Origin of the sequence: Kineococcus auxinigenes (assembly GCF_050871525.1) — a bacterium.
Taxonomy (GTDB): Bacteria; Actinomycetota; Actinomycetes; order Actinomycetales; family Kineococcaceae; genus Kineococcus.
This window is the reverse complement of the sequence record NZ_JBKBCT010000037.1, coordinates 1-24,576: the sequence shown is the minus strand read 5'-3', so window position 1 is coordinate 24,576 and position 24,576 is coordinate 1. Positions and strand designations below refer to the sequence as shown.

General features: G+C 76.2%; 23 protein-coding genes. 11 read left to right on the top strand and 12 right to left on the bottom strand.

Going from position 1 to position 24,576, the window contains the following annotated elements; genetic code table 11:
• Positions 1-144: 144 nt before the first annotated feature.
• From ACRYR9_RS11610 to ACRYR9_RS11590, 5 genes are all read right to left on the bottom strand, one after another.
• Positions 145-594: a DUF805 domain-containing protein gene (locus tag ACRYR9_RS11610; protein ID WP_432494953.1), complete on the bottom strand. Its 450-nt coding sequence runs from the start codon at positions 592-594 to the stop codon at positions 145-147.
• A 234-nt stretch (positions 595-828) separates the two neighbouring features.
• Positions 829-2,895 carry a bifunctional metallophosphatase/5'-nucleotidase gene (locus ACRYR9_RS11605; RefSeq protein WP_432494951.1) on the bottom strand — a complete coding sequence of 689 codons (2,067 nt, stop codon included), beginning with the start codon at positions 2,893-2,895 and terminating at the stop codon, positions 829-831.
• Between the two features lie 118 nt (positions 2,896-3,013).
• Positions 3,014-3,952 carry an NUDIX hydrolase gene (locus ACRYR9_RS11600; protein WP_432494949.1) on the bottom strand — a complete coding sequence of 313 codons (939 nt, stop codon included), beginning with the start codon at positions 3,950-3,952 and terminating at the stop codon, positions 3,014-3,016.
• Between the two features lie 7 nt (positions 3,953-3,959).
• Positions 3,960-4,325: a DUF3817 domain-containing protein gene (locus tag ACRYR9_RS11595; protein ID WP_432494947.1), complete on the bottom strand. Its 366-nt coding sequence runs from the start codon at positions 4,323-4,325 to the stop codon at positions 3,960-3,962.
• A complete protein-coding gene (locus ACRYR9_RS11590; protein WP_432494945.1) occupies positions 4,322-5,194 on the bottom strand; it encodes an SURF1 family protein in 873 nt (290 codons plus the stop codon). The genes ACRYR9_RS11595 and ACRYR9_RS11590 overlap by 4 nt, the downstream gene beginning before the upstream one ends.
• Positions 5,195-5,259: 65 nt before the next feature.
• Between ACRYR9_RS11590 and ACRYR9_RS11585 the strand changes: the two genes are divergently transcribed.
• Positions 5,260-6,633 carry an aminotransferase-like domain-containing protein gene (locus ACRYR9_RS11585; protein WP_432494943.1) on the top strand — a complete coding sequence of 458 codons (1,374 nt, stop codon included), beginning with the start codon at positions 5,260-5,262 and terminating at the stop codon, positions 6,631-6,633.
• Positions 6,634-6,670: 37 nt separating this feature from the next.
• On the opposite strand, the gene ACRYR9_RS11580 is transcribed toward ACRYR9_RS11585, so the two are convergent.
• The 6 genes from ACRYR9_RS11580 to ACRYR9_RS11555 all read right to left on the bottom strand — a co-directional run bounded on the left by ACRYR9_RS11580 (position 6,671) and on the right by ACRYR9_RS11555 (position 10,883).
• Complete coding sequence (locus ACRYR9_RS11580) at positions 6,671-7,402, bottom strand: glutamine amidotransferase (protein ID WP_432494941.1); 732 nt, start codon at positions 7,400-7,402, stop codon at positions 6,671-6,673.
• Positions 7,403-7,432: 30 nt separating this feature from the next.
• Positions 7,433-7,933: a GNAT family N-acetyltransferase gene (locus ACRYR9_RS11575; protein ID WP_432494939.1), complete on the bottom strand. Its 501-nt coding sequence runs from the start codon at positions 7,931-7,933 to the stop codon at positions 7,433-7,435.
• Between the two features lie 9 nt (positions 7,934-7,942).
• On the bottom strand, positions 7,943-8,563 hold the full coding sequence (locus tag ACRYR9_RS11570; RefSeq protein ID WP_432494937.1) for a hypothetical protein: 621 nt from the start codon (positions 8,561-8,563) through the stop codon (positions 7,943-7,945).
• Positions 8,564-8,664: 101 nt separating this feature from the next.
• Positions 8,665-9,642, bottom strand: a complete 978-nt coding sequence (locus ACRYR9_RS11565; protein WP_432494935.1) for a bile acid:sodium symporter family protein — start codon at positions 9,640-9,642, stop codon at positions 8,665-8,667.
• A 52-nt stretch (positions 9,643-9,694) separates the two neighbouring features.
• A complete protein-coding gene (locus ACRYR9_RS11560; protein ID WP_432494933.1) occupies positions 9,695-10,213 on the bottom strand; it encodes an FBP domain-containing protein in 519 nt (172 codons plus the stop codon).
• Between the two features lie 76 nt (positions 10,214-10,289).
• Positions 10,290-10,883, bottom strand: a complete 594-nt coding sequence (locus ACRYR9_RS11555) for a TetR/AcrR family transcriptional regulator (protein ID WP_432494931.1) — start codon at positions 10,881-10,883, stop codon at positions 10,290-10,292.
• A 214-nt stretch (positions 10,884-11,097) separates the two neighbouring features.
• Here ACRYR9_RS11555 and ACRYR9_RS11550 point away from each other — a divergent pair, with 214 nt between their 5' ends.
• Positions 11,098-12,177 (top strand): hypothetical protein, encoded by a 1,080-nt coding sequence (locus tag ACRYR9_RS11550; RefSeq protein ID WP_432494929.1) that lies wholly within the window; start codon positions 11,098-11,100, stop codon positions 12,175-12,177.
• Positions 12,178-12,244: 67 nt separating this feature from the next.
• Here the strand turns inward: ACRYR9_RS11550 and guaA are convergent, their stop codons facing one another.
• Positions 12,245-13,822, bottom strand: a complete 1,578-nt coding sequence (guaA, locus tag ACRYR9_RS11545) for a glutamine-hydrolyzing GMP synthase (RefSeq protein WP_432494997.1) — start codon at positions 13,820-13,822, stop codon at positions 12,245-12,247.
• A gap of 206 nt (positions 13,823-14,028) precedes the next feature.
• Here guaA and ACRYR9_RS11540 point away from each other — a divergent pair, with 206 nt between their 5' ends.
• From ACRYR9_RS11540 to ACRYR9_RS11500, 9 genes are all read left to right on the top strand, one after another.
• On the top strand, positions 14,029-16,524 hold the full coding sequence (locus ACRYR9_RS11540; RefSeq protein WP_432494927.1) for an alpha-amylase family glycosyl hydrolase: 2,496 nt from the start codon (positions 14,029-14,031) through the stop codon (positions 16,522-16,524).
• A gap of 99 nt (positions 16,525-16,623) precedes the next feature.
• Positions 16,624-17,154 carry a helix-turn-helix transcriptional regulator gene (locus ACRYR9_RS11535; protein WP_432494995.1) on the top strand — a complete coding sequence of 177 codons (531 nt, stop codon included), beginning with the start codon at positions 16,624-16,626 and terminating at the stop codon, positions 17,152-17,154.
• Positions 17,151-17,849 (top strand): ABC transporter ATP-binding protein, encoded by a 699-nt coding sequence (locus ACRYR9_RS11530; RefSeq protein ID WP_432494925.1) that lies wholly within the window; start codon positions 17,151-17,153, stop codon positions 17,847-17,849. The genes ACRYR9_RS11535 and ACRYR9_RS11530 overlap by 4 nt, the downstream gene beginning before the upstream one ends.
• Positions 17,846-19,270 (top strand): hypothetical protein, encoded by a 1,425-nt coding sequence (locus ACRYR9_RS11525; protein WP_432494923.1) that lies wholly within the window; start codon positions 17,846-17,848, stop codon positions 19,268-19,270. The genes ACRYR9_RS11530 and ACRYR9_RS11525 overlap by 4 nt, the downstream gene beginning before the upstream one ends.
• A complete protein-coding gene (locus ACRYR9_RS11520; RefSeq protein ID WP_432494921.1) occupies positions 19,267-19,548 on the top strand; it encodes a hypothetical protein in 282 nt (93 codons plus the stop codon). Before ACRYR9_RS11525 ends, ACRYR9_RS11520 begins: the two co-directional genes overlap by 4 nt.
• Positions 19,549-19,875: 327 nt before the next feature.
• Positions 19,876-21,699, top strand: coding sequence for an ABC transporter ATP-binding protein (locus tag ACRYR9_RS11515; RefSeq protein WP_432494918.1), 1,824 nt, complete (start codon positions 19,876-19,878; stop codon positions 21,697-21,699).
• 63 nt (positions 21,700-21,762) lie between these two features.
• A complete protein-coding gene (locus tag ACRYR9_RS11510; RefSeq protein ID WP_432494993.1) occupies positions 21,763-23,529 on the top strand; it encodes an ABC transporter ATP-binding protein in 1,767 nt (588 codons plus the stop codon).
• A gap of 54 nt (positions 23,530-23,583) precedes the next feature.
• A complete protein-coding gene (locus ACRYR9_RS11505; protein ID WP_432494916.1) occupies positions 23,584-24,018 on the top strand; it encodes a helix-turn-helix transcriptional regulator in 435 nt (144 codons plus the stop codon).
• 10 nt (positions 24,019-24,028) lie between these two features.
• Complete coding sequence (locus ACRYR9_RS11500) at positions 24,029-24,445, top strand: VOC family protein (protein ID WP_432494914.1); 417 nt, start codon at positions 24,029-24,031, stop codon at positions 24,443-24,445.
• The last annotated feature ends 131 nt before the right edge of the window (positions 24,446-24,576 follow it).

Here is a 24,576-nt window from a genome sequence, read left to right as displayed (position 1 = left end):
CCTTGAACGGGGTGGTCGCCCCGGTACGTGTCCCCGGGCCTCACCCCCAGCCGCTGCGAGCGGCCTTTCGCCGCGAGGCGACCGTCGGGGCGACCACCAGACGTGGCGCGGCGAGGCCGGGGTGCACCCGGCCGGGGAGCGGCGTCAGTACGCGAGGGCGCGGGAGCCGGTGACGCCCTTCGGGCTCGGCCCGTAGCGGTTCGGCCCCGGCACGGAGTCCGAGACGGTCAAGACCAGCAGCACGAGAGAGCCGAACGGGACCAGGCTGAGCAGGATCCACCACCCGGAGCGGTCGGTGTCGTGCAACCGGCGGCAGGTGACCGCCAGCGACGGCAGCAGGAGCCCCAGGGACGTCCCGGCGAGGAGCACGACCACCGCCGCGATCAGGACGACCGCGACGACCCCCTCACCGGCGCCCCCGCTCATCGAGACGAGCACGTTGCCGACCAGGGTGAGGAACAGGACCACGGCGTACGCCGCGATCCCGGCCAGCGCGTGGAACAGGGTGAAGAACCAGTACTCGGCGCGGCGGGCGCGGCCGGAGAAGCCGGCGTACTGGCGCAGGCAGCTGCGCACGGCGTCGGCGGAGTCCACGCACGTCCTCCCGGGTCGACGTGCGAACCTCCGCACGAGCCTCGCCCATCCTGGGCGTCCGGGAGCAGCGGTGGCTGCGGGTGACGGCTGCGCTCACCCGGTCGCCCGCCCGCGTCCCCCGGGCGGCGAACCCGCTGCGCCGGGAGTCACCGGAGAACCGCGCGGCCGGCGCCGGGGAACGCGCAGGGCCACCCGGGTCCTGCCGGGTGGCCCTGCCGCGCAGCGGGTGCGGCCTCAGGCGGAGGTGCGCCGCCGGCGGGAGGTCGCGATGAGGAACCCGCCGATGAACACGAGCCCCGCGCCGGTCGCCACGTACGGGGCGACGTCGGTGCCGGTGTTCGCCAGGCGCCCGGTGCGGGCGGCGGCCGGGCGGGTGGTCGTGGTGCTCGGGCGGGTGGTGCGCACCGGCGCCGCCGGTGCCGCGGTCGTCGGCGCGGTGGTCGGCGCGGTCGTGGGCGCCGGCGCGGGGGCCGACGTGGTGGGCGACGGGCTCGGCGCCGGGACGGCGACCGCCGAGCGCGGCTCCTGGTCCGCGGTCAGCGGCTGGTTCTCCGGCAGGCCCAGGTAGGCGGTGAACGCCTCCAGGTCGGTCCGGCCCAGCTCGGTGCGCTCGGTGCCCTCGGCCAGGGTGGTGAAGTTGTCCCCGCCGGAGGCCAGGAAGCTGTTCACCGTCACCCGGTACGTCGCCGCCGGGTCCAGCTCGCGCCCGTCCAGCGTCACCGAGGTGACGTGCTGCCCCGCGGGGGCGTCCGGGTCGTAGGTGAAGAAGAACCCGTCGGAGACGCCGAGGGCCAGGAACGGGCGGGAGGAACCCTCCGGCTGCCACTGCTCCTCCAGCACCTGGCGCACCTGCGCCCCGGTGAGGGTGAGGGTGACCACCGAGTTCGCGAACGGCTGCACCGCGGCGGCCTCGGCGTAGGTGACCACGCCGTCGCCCTCGGAACCGGACGCGGTGAACTCCAGGTCGTCGCGCACGCCACCGGGGTTCATCAGGGCGATCTGCGCGTCCGCGCCCCGCGTCTGCTGCAGCTGCGCGTCGGCGATGAGGTTCGCCAGCGGCGACTGGGTGCCGCGGTCGTCCTCGGCACCGGTGAACGCGCGGGTGACGTCGGCGGTGATGCGGCCGACGGGGCGGGCGCCCTCCTCCGCGGCGAACGCCACGGCCTCGTCGACGATCGCCTGCACCTGCGGGTCGGGCTCGAAACCCTGCACGGGAACCACCTCGTGCGCCTGGGCGACGACCTCACCGGTGGCGTCGTCGACGTTCAGGACGACGCGGTCCAGGGCGGTGCCGTAGGACTCCGCGGACAGCACCGGGCGGGCGACCTGCTCGCCGTCCACCGGGAACTCGCAGTCGTAGCGCATGTGCGTGTGCCCGGACAGGATCACGTCGACCTGCGCGGAGGCGCCCTGCACGATCTCCCCGAACCGACCGGAGGTGCGCACCTCCTCGCAGTCGGTGCCCTCCGAACCCTCGTGGGCCAGCAGCACCACGACGTCGGCCTCGTCGTTGGCGGTGTCGCCGTCGGACAGCTGCGCCGCGACGCGGTTGGCGGCCTCGACCGGGTCGGTGAACCGCAGCCCGGCGATGCCGTCGGGCGCCACCAGGCTGGGGGTGGCCTCCGTGACGACGCCGACGAACCCGACCCGCACCCCACCCACGTCGGTGGTGGCGAACGACGGCAGCGCCGCGCTCCCGTCGGCCCGCAGGACGTTGGCCCCCAGGTGCGGGAAGTCCGCCAGCGGCCCCTCGCCCTGCACGCCGACGCGCTCCAGGAGGTCGGTGTACCCCTTGTCGAACTCGTGGTTGCCGACCGCGGAGACCGCCACGCCCATGGCGTTGAGCGCTTCCAGGGTGGGTTCGTCCTGCTGGATGAACGAGGTGAACGTCGAGGCGCCGATGTTGTCGCCGACCGAGACGGCCACGGTGTTCGGCTGCTGGGCGCGCATCGCCTCCAGCGCGCCGGCGAGCTGCGCGGCGCCGCCGACCGGGGCGCCGTCGTCGGTCTCGTCGGGGGCTTCCAGGCGGCCGTGGAGGTCGTTGAACGCGCCGATCTGGATCTGCGTCTGCCCCGGCGCCGGGTCGGGCAGGAGCTCGGCGAGACCGGTCGCCCCCTCGGCGACGGGGGACGCGGTCGGGCCGGGTGCCGCGCTCGCGGTGGGCGAGGCGGTGGCCGTCGTGGTCGGGGTCGCGGTGGCGGCGGCCAGGGGGGCGAGCCCCGCGCAGACCACCCCCAGCGAACCCGTGAACGCCACGAGGCCGACAGCTGGACCGACGAGTCGAACGAGGGGACGGCTCATGTGCTCGCTTCCGCGCGGGGGGACTGGCGGGCGGAGTCTGCCAGTCACCGGTCGTGCTTGGGAACGGCCGCCGCGTGAACTCCTCGTGTCGTGGCCGGCGCTCCCGCCCGGGGTCCCCTCAGCCGGCCGCGGGCCCGGGTGCCGCCTGCCGCTGCCGCAGCGCGATCTGCACCCCGCGGTGGGCGACGCCCACGAGCCCCAGGTGGGTCGCCCGCGCCAGCGGCACCCACGAGCCCAGGTCGGTGCTGCCGCCCACGTCCAGCACCTGCGGGGTGCGCACCTGCCGGGCCGTGGCGGTGACCAGCACCCGCACGGCGTGGAAGTCCTCCAGCACCCCGCGCGGGGAGCGGCCCGTGAAGTGCTCCGAGCCGATGTCGACGAGGCCGTCCACCTCGACCTCCATGCCGGTCTCCTCGTGGACCTCGCGCACGGCGGCGCGCAGCGGGTGCTCGCCGTGGTCGACCCCGCCGCCCGGCAGCGTCCAGCGCCCCGGGCTGGGGGTGATCGGGGACAGCCGGGTCAGCAGGATCTCGCGGTCGGGGCTGACCACCACCGCGTACGCGGCCAGGCGCTGGCGCACCACGGGGGTGTCGTCGTCGGCGGGCACGTCCAGCCGCGCCAGCTCCGCGGGTTCCACGCGCGCGCGGGCGTCGTCGAGCAGGGGGTGCTCCCCGGCATCCGGCACCCACCGGGCGCTGGTGCGCTCGCGCTGGGCGTGGTCGCCCACGTGCGCGGACAGGACCACGTGGACGGTGTGCAGGTCGACGCCGCCGGCGTGCCCGGGCACCTCCTGGCCGAGGGCGCGGCGCACCGCGTCGCGGATCTCCAGCGGGGGGCCGGTCCGGGCGGGCGGCGCACCCGCGGCGGCCAGCGCCCGCTGGGCCCCGGCCGCGGGCGTCTCCCCGTGCGCCAGCACCGCCCAGGGCAGCACGTCGCCGTCCGGGCCGCTGCGCACCAGCAGCTCGCCGCGCGAACGCATCGCGGCGTGCACCACGACCCGCTGCAGCGCGGGCCGCTGCCCGGTGCCCGCCCCGGTGCCCGGTCCGGTCGTCGTCACGGGCGCCTCAGCCCACCGGCGGGCGGGCGGCCAGCTGCTCGCGCACCGCGCGCTGGTTCTTGCGCTCGGCGTAGAAGGACAGGAACGGCACGGTGCCGGCCAGGGCGGTCAGCAGCATCCGCGACCAGGGCCAGCGCACCCGGGTCCCCAGGTCGAAGGTGGTGATGAGCAGCAGGACGTAGAACAGGCCGTGCACGGGGCCCATGACGCGGGTGATGGAGTCGCCGCGCTCCAGCGCGTACTCCTGCACCATCCCGGCGACCACGAACAGCAGCCCGATGCCGGTGACCCACGCCATGACGCGGTAGCGGGTCAGGGCCGGGCGGATCCTGTCGGCGCCCTGCAGGGGCACTGCGGTGCGGTCGGCGCTCATCGGGTGGTGCTCACGTCTCGTCCTCCGGGACCGTCGGCGGGGTGGGGGTCACGATCCTGCCGGGGTGCGGCGGGGGCGGTGGGCGCGGGGTGCGCACGGGCTTCCCGCTCGAGGCGCGCGTCGCGCAGCGCCCGGCGCCACAGCACCAGGGCGAAGGCCGCGAACACCCACCACTGGGCGGCGTAGGCGAGGTTGCGCCAGTCGAGGTGGCGCGTGGACTCGCCGGGGTCGGCCGGCGGCACGGCGCGCAGCTGCGCGCCCGCCGGGTCCGCCGCGACGGGCTCGGTGGCGGTGACGTAGGCGTTGGCGACCGGGTACTCGACGCGGTTGACCAGGTCGGCGGCGCTGACGACGGGGACCTGCCCCTGCGGCAGGGCGGTGGTGGACGGGGCCACGTCGGAGTTCTCCGGCGGCTGCACGACCCCGCGCAGGTCGACGGGGCCGGTGGGGGCGGCGGGCACCGGCGCACCCTCGGGCACCCAGCCCCGCACGACGGCCACGCCGGTGCCGTCGTCCAGGCGGACGAGGCCCAGGGCCCACGACCCGTCGGCCCCGTCGAGCCGTCGGCCGGGCACGAGCAGGTCGACCGCGGGGTCGAAGGTGCCGCTCACCCGCACGCGGCGGCCCACGTCGTCGCGCGAGAGAAGCGCCCGGGCCGAACCGGGCTCGGCGGCGGCGGAGACGACCTGCTCCACGGCCACGACGGGCGCGGTGGCCGGTGCCTGGCTGACCACGACGTTGCCGCGCTGCCACTGCCACGCGCCGAGCAGGACGCACACCGCGGCGGCCAGCCAGGCGACGACGGTCAGCACGACCGCCTGGGTGTTCGGCCGACGCGCCTCAGCGGGGTCGTGGAGGAGCTGGGCCACGAGGGAAGGGTACGTCGCGCGGGGGGACTCCCTCGGCCAGGCCGGTAGCGCTATTGTCAGTGACCATGCAGGGGGATAGCAGCGTCGCTCGGGTCACCACGGCGCTGCGCGAGCGCGCCCGCGCCCTGCCCACGGGGGCGAAGCTGCCCAGCAGCCGGACCCTGGTGACCGAGCTGGGCGTGGGCCCGGTCACCGTCCAGCGCGCCGTGGACCGGCTCGTCGCCGACGGCACCGTCGTCACCCGCCCCGGCGCCGGCACCTTCGTGGCCCGGCCCACCGCGACCGCCACCGCCGACACCGGGTGGCAGCAGGTCGCCCTGGGCGCCTCCCCCGTGCAGGCCGGCGGGGTCGTCGCGGCCCTGAGCGCCCCGCCCGAGGACGTCCTGGACATGGCCCGCGGCTACCTGGACGTGGCGCTGCAGCCCACCTCGCGCCTGGCCGGCGCCAGCGCCCGCGCCGCGCGCCGCCCGCAGGCGTGGTCCGTGCCGCCGCCGGCGGGCCTGCCCGAGCTGCGCACCTGGTTCGCCGGCCAGCTCGGCGCCGACCGCGAGGACGTGCTCGTCACCCCCGGCGGGCAGGGGGCGCTGTCCACCGTGCTGCGCTCCCTCGTGCCCGCCGGCAGCCCCGTGCTCGTCGCGGTGCCCGGCTACCCCGGCGTCATCTCGCTGCTGCGCAGCGCCGGCCTGGTGCCGGTGCCGGTGCCCTCCGACGCCGACGGGGTGCGCCCGGACCTGCTGGAGCGGGCGTTCGCCACCACCGGCGCGCGCGTGCTGTACCTGCAGCCCACCTACGCCAACCCCGACGGCTCGGTGCTGGCCGCCGAGCGCCGCCGCCCCGTGCTGGAGGCCGCGGCGGCCGCGGGTGCGTTCGTCGTGGAGGACGACTACGCGCGCTGGCTGGGCCACGGGCCCACGCCGCCGCCGTCGCTGCTGCGCGACGACACCGACGGTCGCGTCATCACCGTGAACTCCCTGACGAAGGCCGCCGCCCCGAGCCTGCGCGTGGGCTGCGTCGTGGCCAGGGGGCCGGTGGCGCAGCGCATCGCGGCGCTGCGCGTCGTGGACGACCTGTTCGTCTCCCGGCCCCTGCAGGAGACCGCGCTGGAGCTCATCACCGGCGCCGGGTGGGGCGCGCACCTGCGGGCGCTGTCCGCGGCGCTGGCCGCCCGGGTGGACGCGGCGTGCGCGGCGCTGGCCCGGGAGCTGCCGGAGTGCTCCTGGGCCCGCCCGCGCGGCGGGTTCTCGCTGTGGGTGCGCCTGCCTCGCGGGGTGGACGACGTCGACCTGGCCCGCCGCGCCCTCGGCGAGGGGGTCGCGGTGGGCCCCGGGCGGCACTACGTCGTCTCGGAGCAGGACACCGCGCACCTGCGCCTGTGCGTGGCGGGGCTGCCCACCGCGCAGGTGGCGGAGGCGGTGCGCCGCCTGGCCGCGGCGTTCTGAGGCGTACCGGGGCGTCCTGGGACGTCGCGGCGGGGGTTCAGCGCCGGTAGCGCTCCACGAAGCGGCGCAGCAGCCGCTGCGGGGCCTCGGCGCGCGAGCGGCGCAGGCGCGCGACGAGCGCGTCGTGCTCGGCGGGCGGGAAGTACCCGGCCCCCCGGTAGGCGTCCACGCGCGCGAGGATCCCCTCGGCGTCCAGCTCGGGGTGGAACTGCGTCGCGTACAGGTTGCGCCCCACCCGGAACGCCTGCACCGGGCAGGCCGGCGAGGACGCCAGGACCACCGCGTCCGGCGGCGGCACCCGCAGCGCCTCCTTGTGACCGACGTACGCGTCGAAGGTGGTGGGCAGGGCGCCGAACAGCGGGTCGTCGCGGCCGGCCGCGGTCAGGGTCACGGGCACCGTGCCGATGGGCTCGCCGTACGTGCGGTCCACGACGCCGCCCCGGTGCACGCCGAGCGTGCCGATGCCGTAGCAGGCCCCCAGGAACGGCGCGTCCGCGGCGACCACGCGGTCCAGCAGCGCCGACAGCTCCCGCTCGACGCGGCGCTGCACGGGCGTCTTGGCGTCCTCCGGGTCGCTGGTGCAGAACGGGCTGCCGCCGACGACGACGCCGGAGAACTCCTCGAGGTCCAGTTCCGGCAGCGGGTCGCGCTCCAGGCGCACGCGCACCAGCTCCCCGGGGCGCAGCCCGCCGTAGCGCAGGACGGCGGCGTGCTCGGCGTCGGCGACGCCGTCGTGCTCACGGGTCGCCAGCAGCAGGAACGGCCTCACCCGGCGCACGCTAGCCCCGCGGGGCGCGGGTCACCGACCGGGCGCGGTGAGCGGGCGGTGCATGACGTGCAGCCCGACGAACCCGTGCACGGGGTGGTCGAACGCCTCGGGCACGGTGGCCAGCACGCTGAACCCCAGCGAGCGCCACAGCGCGACGGCCGCGCGGTTGGTCTCGACGACGGCGTTGAACTGCACCGCCCGGTACCCGTCGGCGCGGGCCAGCTCCAGGACGTGCTCGCCGAGCGCGCGGCCCACGCCTCGGCCCTGCGCGGCGGGCGCGACCATGAAGCTGGCGGTGGCGACGTGCGATCCGCGCCCGGGCCGGTTGGGGCCGGTGATCGCCGAGCCGAGCACCTCCTCGCCGTCGACGGCGACCACGGTGCGCCACGGCGGCGGCTGCACCCACAGGGCGCGGGCCTGCTCGGAGGTGAGGCCGTCGGGGTAGGCGTACGTCTCCCCCGCCGCGACGATCTGGGCGAAGAACGGGTGGATGAGCGGCCAGTCGTCCTCGGTGGCGTCGCGGATGATCACCGTGCCAGCCTAGGCGCCGCTCTCCCCCGCGGGCACGAGCCCTGCCCGGGAGCGGCTGTGCGCCAGCACCAGGAGCCCGGCCACCAGGGACCCGGCCAGGCCCGCGAACAGGTCGACCACGGTGTCCGTGTACCCGACGATCATCCCCTGCGGGCTGAACTGCTCCACGACCCACTCGTAGAACTCCCAGAGCACGGCGACGCTCACCCCCACGACGGTGGTCCACAGCACCGGCGCCCAGGAGCGCAGGCGGGCGGGCAGGTCGCGGGGGCGCGGCAGCAGGCGCGCCTGCACGAGCACGTAGTACGCCACGGCGGCGACGCTGCCGGGGGTCAGGAAGTGCACGACCACGTCGAACCAGGAGATCGACCGGTACCAGTGCTGCACCGAGGCCCACATGGCCAGCAGCAGGAGCACCGCGAACCCTCCCGCGAACGAGGGGGGCACGGCGGCCAGGCGTGCGGCGCCGATCGCGCCGAGCACCAGGAGGAAGCGGACCGCCTCCTCCCACCGCCCGGACAGCGCCATGACGGCGGTGCTGACGAGGGCCACCACGAGCGCCACGTCGAGCGTCCACCGCCCGACCCTGCGCGCGGTGCCGGCCTGCGGGTCCCCGACCACGGTCCTCACTCCTCCTCGGCCACTGACACTTGCACTGCTGCACGTGCCACCGTGGGGGGTCGGACCGCCCGGCGCCACCCGGGCACCGCGGCGGCCGGGGGCCGGGGGCCTCAGGAGCGCCCGGGCGACATCCGGCCGGCGAGGAACGAGCAGACGGTGATCTGCAGCGGGTGGTACAGGACGACGGGCAGCGCGACGAGGCCCACGACGTGCGGGTCGAACAGCACCGTCGCCATGGGCAGCCCGGTCGCCAGCGACTTGTTCGACCCGCAGAACAGCACCGTCACGCGATCGGCGCGGCGGGCCCCCCACAGCCGCGGGGCCCACCACGCCACCGCGAGCACCGCCGCCAGCAGCAGCGCCGCGCAGACCAGCACGACGGCGACCTCCGCCGGGCGCACCTGCTGCCACACCCCTCGCCGCACACCGAGGCTGAACGCCGAGTACACCACCGCGACGATGACGCACCGGTCGAGGAACGCCAGCGGCCGGCGGTGCCGGCGCACCCGGTCGCCGATGCGCGCACCCGCGGCCAGACCGGCGAGGAACGGCACGAGCAGCTGCAGCACGATCCGGCCGACGGAACCGGCGTCCGGGCCCGCACCGGCCGAGCCGAGCAGCAGCGCGGCCAGCAGCGGGGTGAGGCCGATGCCGGCGAGGTTGGACGCGGTCGCGCCGACCACCGCGCCGGGCACGTTCCCGCCGGCCGCGGCGGTGAACACCACGCACGACTGCACGGTGGAGGGCAGCACCGCCAGGAACAGCAGCCCGGCCACCAGCCCGCCGTCGAGGAACCGGCCGGTGGCCGCCACCAGCAGCAGGCCCAGCAGCGGGAACAGGACGTAGGTCGCCAGGGCGATCGACCCCTGCAACCGCCAGTCGCGCAACCCGCGCAGCGCCTCGGCAGGCGCCGTGCGCGCCCCGTAGACGAAGAACAGGAACCCCACGCCCACGGTGGTCCCCCACCCCAGGCCCGTCGCGACGGCCCCGCCCGCCGGCAGCAGCGCGGCCACCGCGATGGCGGTGAGGACGGCGAGGACGAAGGGTTCGACCCGGCGCAGGACCGGGACGTCGGACCAGCGCGGCACCGCGTCAGGCTACGGCGCCACCAGGGGGCCCCGCCCGCACGCACCCCCGAGCTCAGACCCCCAGGACGGAGTCCACGAACGCGCCCGCGCGGCGGGCGAGGTCGGCGCGGCGCTCCTCCACGCTGCGGCCGGGGTCCGGGCGCAGCGCCGGGGTGCCCTTGACGACCTCCACGCAGCGCGCGCACGCGAGGTCGGCGCAGGCGTACACGCCGACGGTGTCGCCGCGGCGGCCGGCGGCGCCGGCGCGGGGCGCGGCGAACAGCGCGACGTCCCCGGCGGAGCGGGTCGTGCGGCACAGGTCGCACATCGCGGCGGCACGCGCACCCCCGCTGGGCGCGCGCAGCACCAGACCGCGGACCTGCCCGCCGCCGAGCACGAGCAGGACGCCCCGCTCGGGCGCCTTGGGGTCCCGCCAGCCCACCACGGGCGAGCGCGCGGTGTCCGTCTCCCCCACCCAGGCGGGCACGTTCAGCCGCGACGCCTCCCCCTTGCTGCAGTTGCGCAGCGCGCGGCGCACCACGTCGTCGGTGAGCTCCTGCGACGGCACGGCCGCCCCGCTCCCCTCGTCCACCACGGTTCCTCCTCCACGGGCTCGCGGCCCGCTCCTCGTCACGTCGTCCTACCCGTCGCGCCGGGCTCGCACCCGGTCAGGAACCCGGCCCGTCCCCGCGCGGCCAGGACACCAGCGCCCGGCCCACGCCCCGCAGCGTCGCCAGCCACGACGCCTCGCGGTCCCCCTCGGGACCGAGACCCCCCGCCGCCTCCAGGGTCACGAAACCGTGCAGGGCGCTGCGGCAGAACCGGACCGCGTCGGTCAGCTCCCCGGGCGGGATGTCGTACCCCTCCAGCAGGCGGTAGCTCAGCAGCGCGATGCGCCGGTGCCCCTCGCTCGCGGCGGCCACCTCCGGCGGCAACCGGACCGTCGTGGCGGCGTAGCGGCCGGGGTGCTGGAGCACGTAGCGGCGGAACGCCAGTGCGCACCGGGTCAGCGCCTCGTCGCCGGAGACACCGGCGATCGCCTCGGCCAGCACCTCGGAGAACTCCACCGCCGCCAGGGCGCTGACGCGCTGGCGCAGGTCGGCGGCGCTGCGCACGTGGGAGTACAGGCTGGCGTCGGCGACGCCGAACCGGCGCGCGAGGGCGGAGACGGTGACGTTCTCCAGGCCCACCTCGTCGGCCAGGTCGGCCGCGGCCTCGACGAGCCGAGCGACCGTGATGCCCGCCCTCGGGGACACTTCCACCTCCGATGCCTAGGGTTGTTAGGAATCAGCCTAGGACCCTTAGGCCGGCCGCGTCCACGGGGTTCTCGGGCCGGCACGGGCACGACCCCCGTCGGCGACGTTCTCGGAGCGGGCGACGCTCGCCGTCTCCGGGGAGGTCGCCGAGATCCTGTCGGTCACCCCCGACGGGCGCACCACCTTCTACACCGACTCCGCCACCGGGCGGATCGGCGCCGTGGACCTGTCGGACCCGTCCGCCCCGCGGGAGACCGGCACCGTGGAGGTGGGTGGCGAGCCCACCTCGGTGGCCGTCACCCGCGACGGGCGGTTCGCCCTCGTGGCCGTGGACACCTCCGACGGGGAGTCCACCGCCCCCTCGGGCAACCTCGCGGTCGTCGACACCCGCACCCTGCGGGTGGTGCGCACGATCGACCTCGGCGGGCAGCCGGACTCGGTCGCGATCTCCCCCGACGGCCACCGTGCCGCCGTGGCGATCGAGAACCAGCGCGACGAGGACGTGGTCGTGGACGGCGTCGAGGGCGGCCTGCCGCAGGCACCCGCCGGGTTCCTGTCCGTGGTGCACCTCGAGGGTGCACCGGAGCGCTGGAGCGCCGCGGCGGTGGACCTCACCGGTCTGCCCGGCGCGGAGTTCCCCGAGGACCCCGAACCGGAGTACGTCGACGTCAACGGTGCGGGGATCGCCGCGGTGACGTTGCAGGAGAACAACGCCGTCGCCCTGGTGGACCTGCGCGCGAAGCGCGTGGTCGGTTCCTTCTCCGCCGGCACCGTGCAGCGCGACGACGCCGACGTCGTGGACGACGACGTGGTGGCCTTCGACGACGAGCTGAGCGCGCCGCGCGAGCCGGACGCGGTGCAGTGGACCCCGGACGGGAACCTCGTCACCGCCGACGAGGGGGACCTGGCCGCCGACCCGGCCGGCGGGCGCGGCTGGACGGTGTTCTCCCCCAGCGGCGAGGTGCTGTGGGCGGCGGGGTCCTCCGCCGAGCGCGCGCTGGCCGAGGCGGGCCGCTACCCCGACGGGCGCAGCGACGACCGCGGTGCGGAGTTCGAGGGCGCCGAGGTCGCGACCGTGCGCGGCACGACGTACGCGTTCCTCGCCTCCGAGCGCGGCGGCGCGGTGCTCGTCCACGACCTGGACCGGGAGCGCCGCCCGCGCCTGCTGCAGGTGCTGGAGACCGGCGAGGCCCCGGAAGGCGTGCTGGCCGTGCCGAACCGCGGCCTGCTGCTGGCCGCGGACGAGGAGGACGGCACCATCAGCGTGTTCGGGGTGGACCGGGGGCGGCACCGCCGCTGAGCCGCCCCGGGCACGACGAGGGCCGGGCACCCCCGCGGGGTGCCCGGCCCTGGTCAGCGGTGCGGGTTCACTCCCACTCGATGGTCCCCGGCGGCTTGCTCGTGACGTCCAGCACCACGCGGTTCACCTCGGGCACCTCGTTGGTGATGCGGGTGGAGATGCGCGCCAGCACGTCGTACGGCAGGCGGGTCCAGTCCGCCGTCATGGCGTCCTCGGAGCTGACCGGGCGCAGCACGACGGGGTGGCCGTAGGTGCGCCCGTCGCCCTGCACGCCCACCGAGCGGACGTCGGCGAGCAGCACCACGGGGCACTGCCAGATCTCCCGGTCCAGGCCGGCGGCGGTCAGCTCCTCGCGGGCGATGGCGTCCGCCGCGCGCAGGGTCTCCAGGCGCTGCGGGGTGACCTCGCCGACGATGCGGATGCCCAGGCCCGGGCCGGGGAAGGGCTGGCGCCACACCATCGCCTCGGGCAGCCCGAGCTGCTCACCGACGGCGCGCACCTCGTCCTTGAACAGGGCGCGCAGCGGCTCGACGAGCTCGAACTTCATGTCCTCGGGCAGGCCGCCGACGTTGTGGTGGCTCTTGATGGTGGCCGCACCGGTGCCGCCGCCGGACTCCACGACGTCCGGGTACAGGGTGCCCTGCACGAGGAAGCGCACCTCACCGCTGCCGCCCTCGGCGGCCACGACGTCGGAGGCGGCCTGCTCGAAGACCCGGATGAACTCGCGGCCGATGGTCTTGCGCTTCTCCTCCGGATCGGTGATCCCGGCGAGGGCGTCCGCGAAGCGCTGCGCGGCGTCCACCACGTGCAGCTTCACGCCGGTGACGGCGACGAAGTCCTGCTCGACCTGCTCGGCCTCCCCGGCGCGCAGCAGGCCGTGGTCGACGAAGACGCAGGTGAGCTGCTCACCCACGGCGCGCTGCACGAGGGCGGCCGCCACGGCGGAGTCCACGCCGCCGGACAGGCCGCAGATGACCTTGCCGTCGCCGACCTGGGCGCGGATGCGGGCGACCTGCTCGTCGATGACGTTGCCGGTCGTCCAGTCCGCCGGCACCCGGGCGCCGGAGCGCAGGAAGTTCACCAGCACGTCCTGCCCGTGCGCGGAGTGCTTGACCTCGGGGTGCCACTGCACGCCGTACAGGCGGCGCTCGTCGTCCTCGAACGCGGCGACGGGGGTGTCGGCGGAACTGGCGACGACGCGGAAACCCTCGGGCGCGCGCGCGACGCTGTCGCCGTGGGACATCCACACCGACTGCTCGGCGGGCTGGTCGCGCAGCAGCGTGGAGGCGGCCGGGTCGCTCAGCTGCGCCACCGTGCCGCCGTACTCGCGCCGGCCGGTGCGCTCGACCTCGCCGCCGAGCGCCTTGGCCATGGCCTGGAACCCGTAGCAGATGCCGAGGACCGGCACGCCGGCCTCGAACAGGGCGGGGTCGACCTGCGGGGCGTCCTCGGCGTACACGCTGGAGGGGCCGCCGGAGAGGATCACCGCGGCCGGGTCCTTGGCGAGGATCTCCGCCACCGGGGTCGTGCTGGGCACGATCTCGGAGTAGGCGTCGGCCTCGCGCACCCGCCGGGCGATGAGCTGGGCGTACTGGGCTCCGTAGTCGACGACCAGCACCGGGCGGTGGGCGCGCTCGGCGGCCACCTCGGCGCTCTGGTCGGCGGCCTGCGCGGCGGCCTCGGCGGGGGTGGTGGGGGCGGTCTCGGGCGCGTCCGGCGTCACGGTCCGAGGGTAGCCGCCGCGGGCCCCTCCCCGGCGCAGCACCGGGGCCCCCTGCTGCAACTTCTTGCAACCACTTTCCACGCTGCGTAGCCTGCGCACAGCACTCCACTCGACGACGAGGAGACCCCGTGCGACCCACCCCCGCAGGACGCCGCCGGCTGGCGGCCCTGAGCGCTGCGGCGATCACCCTGGCCCTGGCCCCCGCCGCGGCCGCCGCCCCCGACGGCCGCCACCCCGGCGGCTCGCACGTCACCCGCGCCGACCGCGCCCTGGCCGCGACCTCGCTGCGCGAGGACCTGACCCGCGAGCGCTTCTACTTCGTCATGGCCGACCGGTTCGCCAACGGCGACACCGGCAACGACACCGGCGGGTACGGCTCCGACCCGCTGGTCAGCGGTTACGACCCCACCCACAAGGGCTTCTACCACGGTGGTGACCTCAAGGGGATCCTCGAGCGCCTGGACTACGTCGAGGGCCTGGGCACGACGGCGATCTGGCTGACGCCGTCGTTCAAGAACAAGCCCGTCCAGGGCGAGGGGGCGAACACCTCCGCCGGCTACCACGGGTACTGGATCACCGACTTCACGCAGATCGACCCGCACCTGGGCACGAACGAGGAACTGGAACAGCTCGTCGACGCCGCGCACGCCCGCGGCATCAAGGTGTTCTTCGACATCATCACCAACCACACCGCCGACGTGATCTCCTACGCCGAGGGGACGCAGCGCTACGTCCCCAAGGCCACCGAGCCCTACCGGGACGCGGCCGGGCAGGCGTTCGACGACCGCGAGTTCGCCGGCACCGGGCGGTTCCCGGAACTGGACGCGCAGACGTCGTTCCCGTACACGCCCGTGGTCGCCCCGGCCGAGCAGGACGTGAAGGTCCCCGGCTGGCTGAACGACCCGACGATGTACCACAACCGCGGCGACGCCCTCTTCAACGGCGGGGAGTCCGACCAGTACGGCGACTTCGTCGGCCTGGACGACCTGTTCACCGAGCGCCCCGAGGTCGTCGAGGGCATGGAGGAGATCTACGAGGCCTGGGTGGACTTCGGGATCGACGGTTTCCGCATCGACACCGTCAAGCACGTGAACACCGAGTTCTGGCAGGAGTTCGCCCCCGCGATCGAGGAGCACGCCGCGGCGCGGGGCAACGAGGACTTCTTCTCCTTCGGGGAGGTCTACGACTCGAACCCGGAGTTCCTGTCCCGGTACACCACCGAGGCGGGGTTGCAGGCCACGCTGGACTTCGGGTTCCAGGCCCGCGCCCGCGGCTTCAGCGCCGGCGGCGACGCCGGCGAGCTGCGGGAGTTCTACGCCCAGGACGACTACTACACCGACGCCGACTCCAACGCCTACTCGCTGCCCACGTTCCTGGGCAACCACGACATGGGCCGCATCGGCGCGTTCCTGCGCCAGGACGGCGTGGCCGAGGACGAGCTGCTGCAGCGCGACGAGCTGGCGCACGCGCTGATGTACCTGACCCGCGGCCAGCCGGTCGTCTACTACGGCGACGAGCAGGGGTTCACCGGCGACGGCGGCGACCAGGACGCGCGCCAGGACGTGTTCGCCTCGCAGGTCTCCACCTACAACGACGACGACCTCATCGGCACCGACGCCACCACCGCGCAGGAGAACTTCGACCCCACCCACCCGCTGTACCGCGCCATCGCCGAGCTGGCGCAGCTGCGCGAGGAGCACCCGACCCTCGCCGACGGCGCGCAGATCGACCGCTACGCCTCCGAGGGCCCCGGCGTGTACGCGTTCAGCCGCATCGGCGAGGGCGAGGACCGCGAGTACCTGGTGGCGGTGAACAACTCGGACCAGGAGCAGACCGTCACCTTCGACACCTTCGACGAGCGCCGCACCTTCAAGGGCCTGTGGCCGGCCGGCACCGGGAAGGTGCGCTCGAACGCCTCCGGGGAGGTCACCGTCACCGTCCCCGCGCTGTCCGCCGCGGTGTGGCGCGCGAGCGCCCCGCTGAAGCGGTCGAAGGCCGCCGCCACGCCGGTCTTCACCACGGACGGCACCGTGGGCGGGCGCGCCGAGGTCGGCGTCGACGTCCCCGGCGACGACTTCAACCAGGTCACCTTCGCGTACCGCGCCGCCGGGGCGCGGGAGTGGACGCCGCTGGGCACCGACGACAACGCCCCGTACCGCGTCTTCCACGACGTGACCGACCTGCCGGAGGGCACGCAGCTGGAGTACCGCGCCGTGGTGCAGGACCACTCCGGCAACCTCGCCGCCGCCGGCACCGCGGCGAGCGTCGTGCCCCCGCCGCCGGCCCCCGAGGAGCCGCCCGCCGAGCCCGGCGCCGAGCCCGAGGCGGTCGCCGCCGCGGGGTCGTTCAACAGCGAGATCGGCTGCCCGGAGGACTGGCAGCCCGCGTGCGAGCAGGCGCAGCTGACGCTGGACGAGACCACCGGGCTGTGGACGCTGGAGGCGGACCTGCCCGAGGGCTCCTACGAGTTCAAGGCGGCGCTGAACGGCGGCTGGGACGAGAACTACGGTGACGGCGGCGCGCCGAACGGCGGCAACATCCCGCTCGTCGTCCCGGCCGGCGGTGCGCGGGTGACGTTCACCTACGACCACGCCACCCACCTGATCACCGCCTCGGCGGGGTAGGACGACGGCGCCGGCCGCCGGGACGCCCGGCGGTCGGCGCCTTCCTCGCTCCAGCTATTCACTCCGTACATACTTCGGGTGTACAAAGGTGTCGTGTCCATGACCGAGCTGCACCTGGCGCTCCTGTTGCGGGGACCGGCGCACGGCTACGAGGTGAAGCAGGCGTACGACCGCTGGTTCCCCGACGCCAAGCCGCTGGCGTTCGGGCAGGTCTACGCCACCCTGGGGCGGCTCGTGCGCGACGGGCTGGCCGAGGTGGTCGAGACCCGTTCCGAGGGGGGGCCGGAACGGACCGTCTACGCGGTCACCGACGCGGGCAGGGAGCGGCTGCGGGCCTGGCTGGCCGAGCCCGCTCCCCCGGCCGTCGCCGGCACGGAGGACGTGGTGCGCAAGACCGTCGTCGCGCTGCGCACCTCCACGCCGGGGCGGCCGGCGCGCGCCGTCGCCCTGGAGCAGCGCACCGCCCACCTGCGCCGCGTGCGCGAACTGCAGTCCCACGACCCCGCCGCGGACGACGTCGCCACCCGTCTCGCCCGCCGGTACGCGGTGCTGCACCTGGACGCCGACCTGCGCTGGCTCGACGAGGCCGTCGAGGCGCTCGACTCCCCCACCCCCGAGGAGCCCCGGTGACCGCTGCACCCCCGATCCCCGACCCCGCGCTGGAACTGCGCGCCGTCGCGCACTCCTACGCCCGCACCCCCGCGCTGCGGGGCGTCTCGCTCACCCTGCACCCCGGTGAGGTCGTGGCCGTCACGGGCCCCAGCGGGTGCGGCAAGTCCACCCTGCTGCACGCGGCCGCCGGGCTGCTCACCCCGCAGGCCGGGTCGGTGACGCTCCTGGGCCGCGACCTCACCGGTCTCGGGGAGGCGGACCGGGCGGTGCTGCGCCGGCGGGAGGTCGGCATCGTCCTGCAGTACGGCCAGCTCGTGCCCGACCTGCCGCTGCAGGACAACGTCGCCCTGCCGCTGCTGCTGGACGGCGCCGACCTCACCGCCGCCCGGACCGCCGCCCGCGACGCCCTGGCGCGCGCAGGCCTGGCCGACGCCGCCGACGCGGTGCCGCAGGAGGTCTCCGGCGGCCAAGCGCAGCGCGCCGCCGTCGCGCGCGCCCTCATCACCTCCCCGCGCCTGCTGCTCGCGGACGAACCCGTGGCGAGCCTCGACGCCGCCGGCGGCCGTGCCGTCCTCGACCTGCTGCTGTCGGTCGCGCGCCGCGACGGCGGGGCGGTCCTGCTCGTCACCCACGACAACACCGCCGCGGCGCTCGCCGACCGCGAGGTCCGGCTGCGCGACGGCGTCGTCGAGCACGAGGCGGTGCTGCGGTGAGCGCACTCACCCGCGAGGGCGTGCGGGCCCTGACCTCAGCGCGCTCGCACAGCGACCGGGTGCGCGAACGCACCACGACGGCCGCCGCCGCGGGGATCGGCGTGGCCCTGCTCACGGCGGTGGCCGTGCTCACCGTCCACGACACCGTCCTGACCGGCGTCACCACCTACTACCGGGACGCGGACGGCCGGCAGGTGGTCGAGGTGGGCCGTGGACCCGTCGGCGGCCTGGCGCCGTTCCTCGACCAGCCCGGCCTCCGCCCGGGCACGGCGATCGCCGCCGTCCTGCTCGCCGCGCCGTTCCTGGCGCTGGCCGTGCAGGCGCTGCGCACGGGCGGGGTCCTCGAGCAGCGCCGGGAACGGCAGCTCTCCCTCGCCGGTGCGGCACCGGGCGACCTGCGCCGGCTGCGGGCCGCGCGCACCGCCGCCGCGTTCACGCGGGGCGGCTTCTGGATCGCTCCCGCGTACCTGCTGCTCTGGCTCCTGCTGGGCGTGGCCCTGCCGCCCGGCACGCGCCTGCTGCCGCGCCTGCAGCCCGAACTGCTCGTCGCGTGGCCCGCGCTGGTGCTGCTCCTGCGCTGGAGCGGGGCGGCGCTGGGAGCCTCGGCACCGGGCACCGAGCGCACCCGCGGCCCGCTGGGCGCCGCCGTCACAGCCCCGAGCGCACCGTCGCGGGCGCACGTCGCCGGCCTGCTCGCCCTCGGCCTCGTCCTGGTGGCCGGTGGCTGGTGGTGGCTGCCGCTGGGGATCGTGCCGCTGGCGGCGGGGGCGGCGCTCGTCCTGCTCGCGGTCCGGGCGGCGACGCGGCGCTCGGCGCTGACCGGGCCCCGGTCGCGGGCCGGTGGGGGTACCGCGGTTTCGGTCCTGGCCGCGGCGCAGCGCCGAGGCGGTCTGGCCGCGGCCACCGGCACCAGCGCCGTGCTGTTCGTCTGCGGACTCTCGTTCGGCTACACCTCGGCGATGGCCGGGTCGTTGCTGTTCCCGCCCCGCGGCGGCACCGAGTACGACTCCGAGCGGCTCACCTTCTACCTCAGCGGGGCCGGGCTCGCCGCGGCCGTCGGCGCCGTCGCGGCGGCAGTGGCACTGGTCAGCCTGCTGCTGGGCCTGACCGACCACCTCGCCGGCACCCGCCGGGCCGTGGCCTCCACCGCGGCGCTGGGGGTGCCGGTGCGGACCCTCGTCGCGGTGCAGGCGCGCTGCCTGACGAGCAGCGCGGTGCCCCCCGTGGTCGCCGGCACTCTGATCGGCGGCCTGCCCCTGGGGATCGGGCTCCTCGTGACGTCCTCGCCGGGCAGCCTCGCGCCCCTCCTCGCGGCGCTGACAGCCGGCCTCGTCGTCGCCCTCGCGTGCCGCTCGCTGGCCCGCGCCCTGAGCGGCCGCGTGCGCGCGGCCTCGGCGCTCGAGAACCTGCGCGTCCCGTGAACCCGGTCGCACCCGTGGTCGTGCGCCTGCCGCCCGACCCGACCGGCACCGCGCTCGCCGAGGTGGTGCGGGAACTGCGCACCGCCGTCCGCAGCGGTGACGTCGTCGTCGACACCAGCGCCGTGCGGAACTCCTCGCCGGGTCTGCGGCGGGCGCTGGCGCGGCTGGAGAGCTCCGCCCGGCGGGCCGGGGCGCGCTGGCGGTACGAGACGGACGCTGGTCCCGAGGGGGCGGTCGGCGTCAGGAGGCGTGCCGTGCGGGAATCGCGGTCGCGCTGACCCTCTCCCCGGGGGCCTGGAGGGAGTCGAGGACGATCGGCTCCGTCCCGACCAGCACCCGTGTCACCGTCCGTCACAGCTCGGTGTCACAGCTCGTCACAGCTCCTCGTCACCGACCAGGCCGGACCACCGGTCGCCGGGGTCACCGGCGACCGACGCGAGCGGGACCCCGCTGCACGGGGCAGGCACCCGGGAGCGGGCGTTCCCTCTCCGCGGTGGTCCCACGAGGTTGAACCCTCACCCGTGCGGGATCACCGCGGGTCGGGTCGGGAGGGGCGCCGCTTATCCCGTGGAAGTCGCCCCGGACAACGATTACCGTCGGTGCACGTGCGGGACCTCCCCCTGAAAGACCCCGGTACCCCCGACGTCCGCTCCCCGCTGCGCCTGCTGCTGCGCACGGCCGCGCAGCAGCGGCGCTCCATGGCGATCGGCACCGCCTTCGGCTGCGCGTGGATGCTCGCGCAGGCCGTCCTGCCCGCCGCCGTGGGCCGGGCCCTCGACGAGGGCGTCCTCGCCGGCGACGACGCCGCCCTGCTGCGCTGGGCCGGCGTCGTGCTCGCCCTGGCGGCCGTCAGCACCGTGGCCGCGGTGCTGCGGCACCGCTACGCCGTCACCAACTGGCTGACCGCCTGCTTCCGGACCCTGCAGCAGGTCGGCCGGCACACCGCGCACGCCGGCACCGCCGTCACCGCCCGGCTGCCGCAGGGCGAGGTGCTCGCCAGCACCTCCTCCGACGGCCCCCGCGTGGGCGACGCCTTCGACGTCACCCAGCGCGCCGTGGCGTCCGTGCTCGCCGTCGTCCTCGTCGCCGTCCTCGTGCTGCGCACGTCCGTGCCGCTGGGCCTGATCGTGCTGCTCGGCATCCCGGCGGTGCTGGTGGTCCTGGTGCTGCTGCTGCGGCCCCTGAAGGCGCGCCAGCAGCACCAGCGCGAGCTGAGCGGGCAGCTGACGGCCCTGGGCACCGACACCGTGCGGGGCCTGCGCGTCCTGCGCGGCGTCGGCGGTGAGGAGGTGTTCCTGACCCGCTACCGCGAGCAGAGCCAGCGGGTGCGGGCCGCCGGGGTGCGGGTGGCCGCCTGGGAGTCCGGGCTGGAGGCCCTGCAGGTCCTCGTGCCCGGGCTGCTCGTCGCGGCCCTGGTGTGGGCGGGCGCGCGCGCCACCGTCCGCGGCGAGATCAGCCCCGGCCAGCTCGTGGCCCTCTACGGCTACGCGGCGTTCCTCACCGCACCGCTGCGGATGCTCGTGGAGACCGCCGACAAGTACGCCCGCGCCCTCGTGGCCGCCCGGCGCCTGGTGACGCTGCTGGGCGTGCCGCCGCGGTTGGCCGACGCCCCCGAGAGCGAGCAGCAGCACCCGCCGGCCGGTGCGCTGGCCGACCCCGCGAGCGGGGTGCTCGCCGCACCCGGCGAGCTGACCGCCGTCGTCAGCGACCCGCCCGAGCTGGCCGCGCCGCTGCTGCGCCGGCTGGCCCGCTTCGACGACTCCGGCGACGAGCCGGGCGCCACCCTCGCCGGGGTGCCGCTGCGCTCGGTGCCCGTCGCGCAGGTGCGCCGCCGCGTGGTGCTCGCCGAGGACGACGCGCAGCTGTTCAGCGGCACCCTGCGCGAGCAGGTCGACCCCGAGGGCCGGCACACCGACGCGCAGGTGCTCGCCGCGATGGAGGTCGCCGACGCCACCGACCTGCTCGACCTCGTCGACGGCGGCCTGGCCGGGACCGTCACCGAGCGGGGGCGCTCCCTGTCCGGCGGGCAGCGCCAGCGCCTGGCTCTCGCCCGGGTGCTGCTGCGCGACCCCGAGGTCCTCGTGCTCGTCGAGCCCACCAGCGCCGTCGACGCCCACACCGAGGCCCGCATCGCCGCCCGGCTGCGGGCCGCCCGCGCCGGGCGCACCACGCTCGTCGCCACCGCCAGCCCGCTCGTGCTGCCGCACGCCGACACCGTGCAGTGGGCGCCCGGCGGGCGCGTCGCCGCCACCGGCCGGCACGCCGACCTGCTCGCCGAGCACCCCGGCTACCGCCGGTTCGTCACCCGCGACGCCGGTGACGGCGACGCGCACGACGCGCCCACCGCAGGCGCGGTGCCGGCGCAACCCACGGCCCGGCGGCCCGTGCCCGCCCCGCTGCCCGCCCCGCTGCCCGGTCAGGAGACCTGAGTGAGCACCACCGCCGAGGGCCCCGAACCCCTCCTGGACGGCCCCCTCCTGGACGAGCCCCCCTTGGAGGAGCGCACCACCCTGCCCGTCGCCGACCGCGCCCAGGTGCTGCGCGACGTGCGCCGGCTCGTGCGCCGCCACCGCCGCCCCGGTCTGGTGATGCTGCTGCTGCACTCCGGCGCCGCCCTCGTCGGCCTGGCCGGACCGTGGCTGCTGGGGAACCTCGTGGACCGCGTCGTGGCCGCCGTGCGCGGCGCCGACGCGGCCGCCGCCCTGGCCGACGTGGACCGCACCGTGGCGCTGCTCGCCGCCGCCGTCGTGGCGCAGGCGCTGCTGGCGCGGGTGGCGCGGTACCGGTCCCTGTCGCTGTCGGAGGAGGTGTTCGCCGAGCTGCGCGAGGAGTTCCTCGCCCGCGCCACCCGGCTGCCGCTGTCGGTGGTGGAGCAGGCCGGCACCGGTGACCTCGTCTCGCGCACCACCAACGACGTCGAGTCCCTCAGCTACACCGTGCGGTACGGCGCGCCCGCCATCCTCGTGGCCGCCGTCACCACCGCGCTCACCGTCGTCGCGGCGTTCCTCACCGGCCCGCTCGTCGCGCTGTCGATCCTCGCCGGCCTGCCCGGCCTGCTGATCGCCACCCGCTGGTACCTGCGCCGCGCTCCCGCCGGCTACGCCGCCGAGCGCGCCTGGTGGGGACGCATCTCCACCACCCTCGGCGAGAACGTCGAGAACACCCGCACCGTGGAGGCGCTGGGCCTGGCCGGGCACCGGGTCCGCCTGCTCGACCGCGTCATCGCCGAGACCGTGCGGCGCGAGTCCTACACCCTGCGGCTGCGCACCGCGTGGTTCCCCACCATCGAGATGTCGTACCTGCTGCCCGTCGTCGCGGCCCTGGTGTGGGGAGGTTTCCTGGTCCGCCACGGCCTCGCCACCGCCGGGGAGGTCGCGGCGGTCGTGCTGTACCTGCGCCAGCTCGTCGGCCCCGTCACGGAACTGCTCATCTGGTGGGACGAGCTGCAGGTCGGCCAGGCGTCGTTCGCGCGCGTGGTGGGCCTGGCGACCGTCGCCCCGGACCGTCGCGTCAGCGGTGAGGAGGCCACCTCCGACGACGTGCGCGCCGAACGGGTCGGTTTCGAGTACTCGCCCGGTCGTCCGGTCCTGCACGGGGTGTCGCTGTCGCTGGAACCCGGCGAGCGCCTCGCCGTCGTCGGTCCCACCGGTGCCGGCAAGTCCACCCTGGGTCGGCTCATCGCCGGCATCACCCCGCCCACCAGCGGCTCGGTGCGCGTGGGCGGCGCGGAGGTGACCGGGCTGCCGCTGGAGGAGATGCGCCGGCAGGTCGCCCTCGTCACCCAGGAGCGGCACGTCTTCAGCGCTTCGCTGCGCGACAACGTCGCCCTGCCCGTGCCCGGCGCCGACGACGCCGAGGTGGAGGCCGCCCTGGAGGCCGTGGACGCGCTCGGCTGGGTGCGGGCGCTGCCGCAGGGCCTGGCGACGACGGTCGGCGAGAACGGGGTGGAGCTGTCGGCCGCGCAGGCGCAGCAGGTGGCCCTGGCCCGGCTGGTGCTGGCCGACCCGCACACCCTCGTGCTCGACGAGGCGACCTCGCTGCTGGACCCGGGCACGGCCCGGCACACCGAGCGCTCGCTGGCGGCGGTGCTGGCCGGGCGCACCACCGTGGCCATCGCGCACCGCCTGCACACCGCGCACGACGCCGACCGCATCGCCGTCGTCGAGGGCGGGCGCATCACCGAGCTCGGCACGCACGACGAACTGGTGGACGCCGGCGGGCCGTACGCGAGCCTGTGGCGCAGCTGGCACGGGGGCTGACGGGCGGATTCCCGCGCCCTACCCGTGGCTCGGGGACCGTGGCACGGTGGTCGCGTGGAGCTGGAGGACCTCGTCCGGCTGCGGCGGGTGCGCGACCTGATCGACCGGGAGCACGCGCAACCGCTCGACGTCCCGGCACTGGCCCGCGTCGCCCTGATGTCGCCCGGCCACTTCTCGCGCAGCTTCCGGGCGGCCTTCGGGGAGAGCCCGTACAGCTACCTGATGACGCGCCGCGTGGAGCGGGCCAAGGCGCTGCTGCGGCGCGGCGACCTGACGGTGACGCAGGTGTGCCTGGCGGTCGGCTGCACGTCCCTGGGCTCGTTCAGCTCGCGGTTCACCGAACTGGTCGGCGAGTCCCCCAGCGCGTACCGGGCCCGCGACCACGGCGGAGCCGCCGCCGTGCCCGCCTGCGTCGCCCGGGTCCGCACCCGGCCGGTCAGGGGCGAGCGGTCAGGAACGGAGAAGCCCGCGACGCGGCTGCGCCCCTAGCGTGAGGCGCATGGACATCACGCTCTCGCAGTGCTTCATCGCCGTGCACGACCACGAGGCGGCGATCGCGTTCTACCGCGACGCCCTCGGGCTGGAGGTGCGCAACGACGTCGAGTTCGAGGGGATGCGCTGGACGACCGTGGGCTCGCCCGCGCAGCCCGACGTGGAGATCGTCCTCGAACCGCCCCTGGCCGACCCGCACGCCTCGCCCGACGACCGCAGGGCCGCCGCGGAACTGCTGGCGAAGGGCATGCTGCGCGGGGTCATCTTCCGGACCGACGACTGCGACGCCACCTTCGAGCGGATCCGCGCCGCCGGCGGGGAGGTGCTGCAGGAACCGGTGGACCAGCCGTACGGGGTCCGCGACTGCGCCTTCCGCGACCCGTCCGGCAACATGCTGCGCTTCAACCAGCCGAGCACCCGGTGACCGGCGACCGCGGGCCGGGGGGGGGGGGGGGGGGGGGGGGGGGGGGGGGGGGGGGGGGGGGGGGGGGGGGGGGGGGGGGGGGGGGGGGGGGGGGGGGGGGGGGGGGGGGGGGGGGGGGGCGGGGGGGGGGG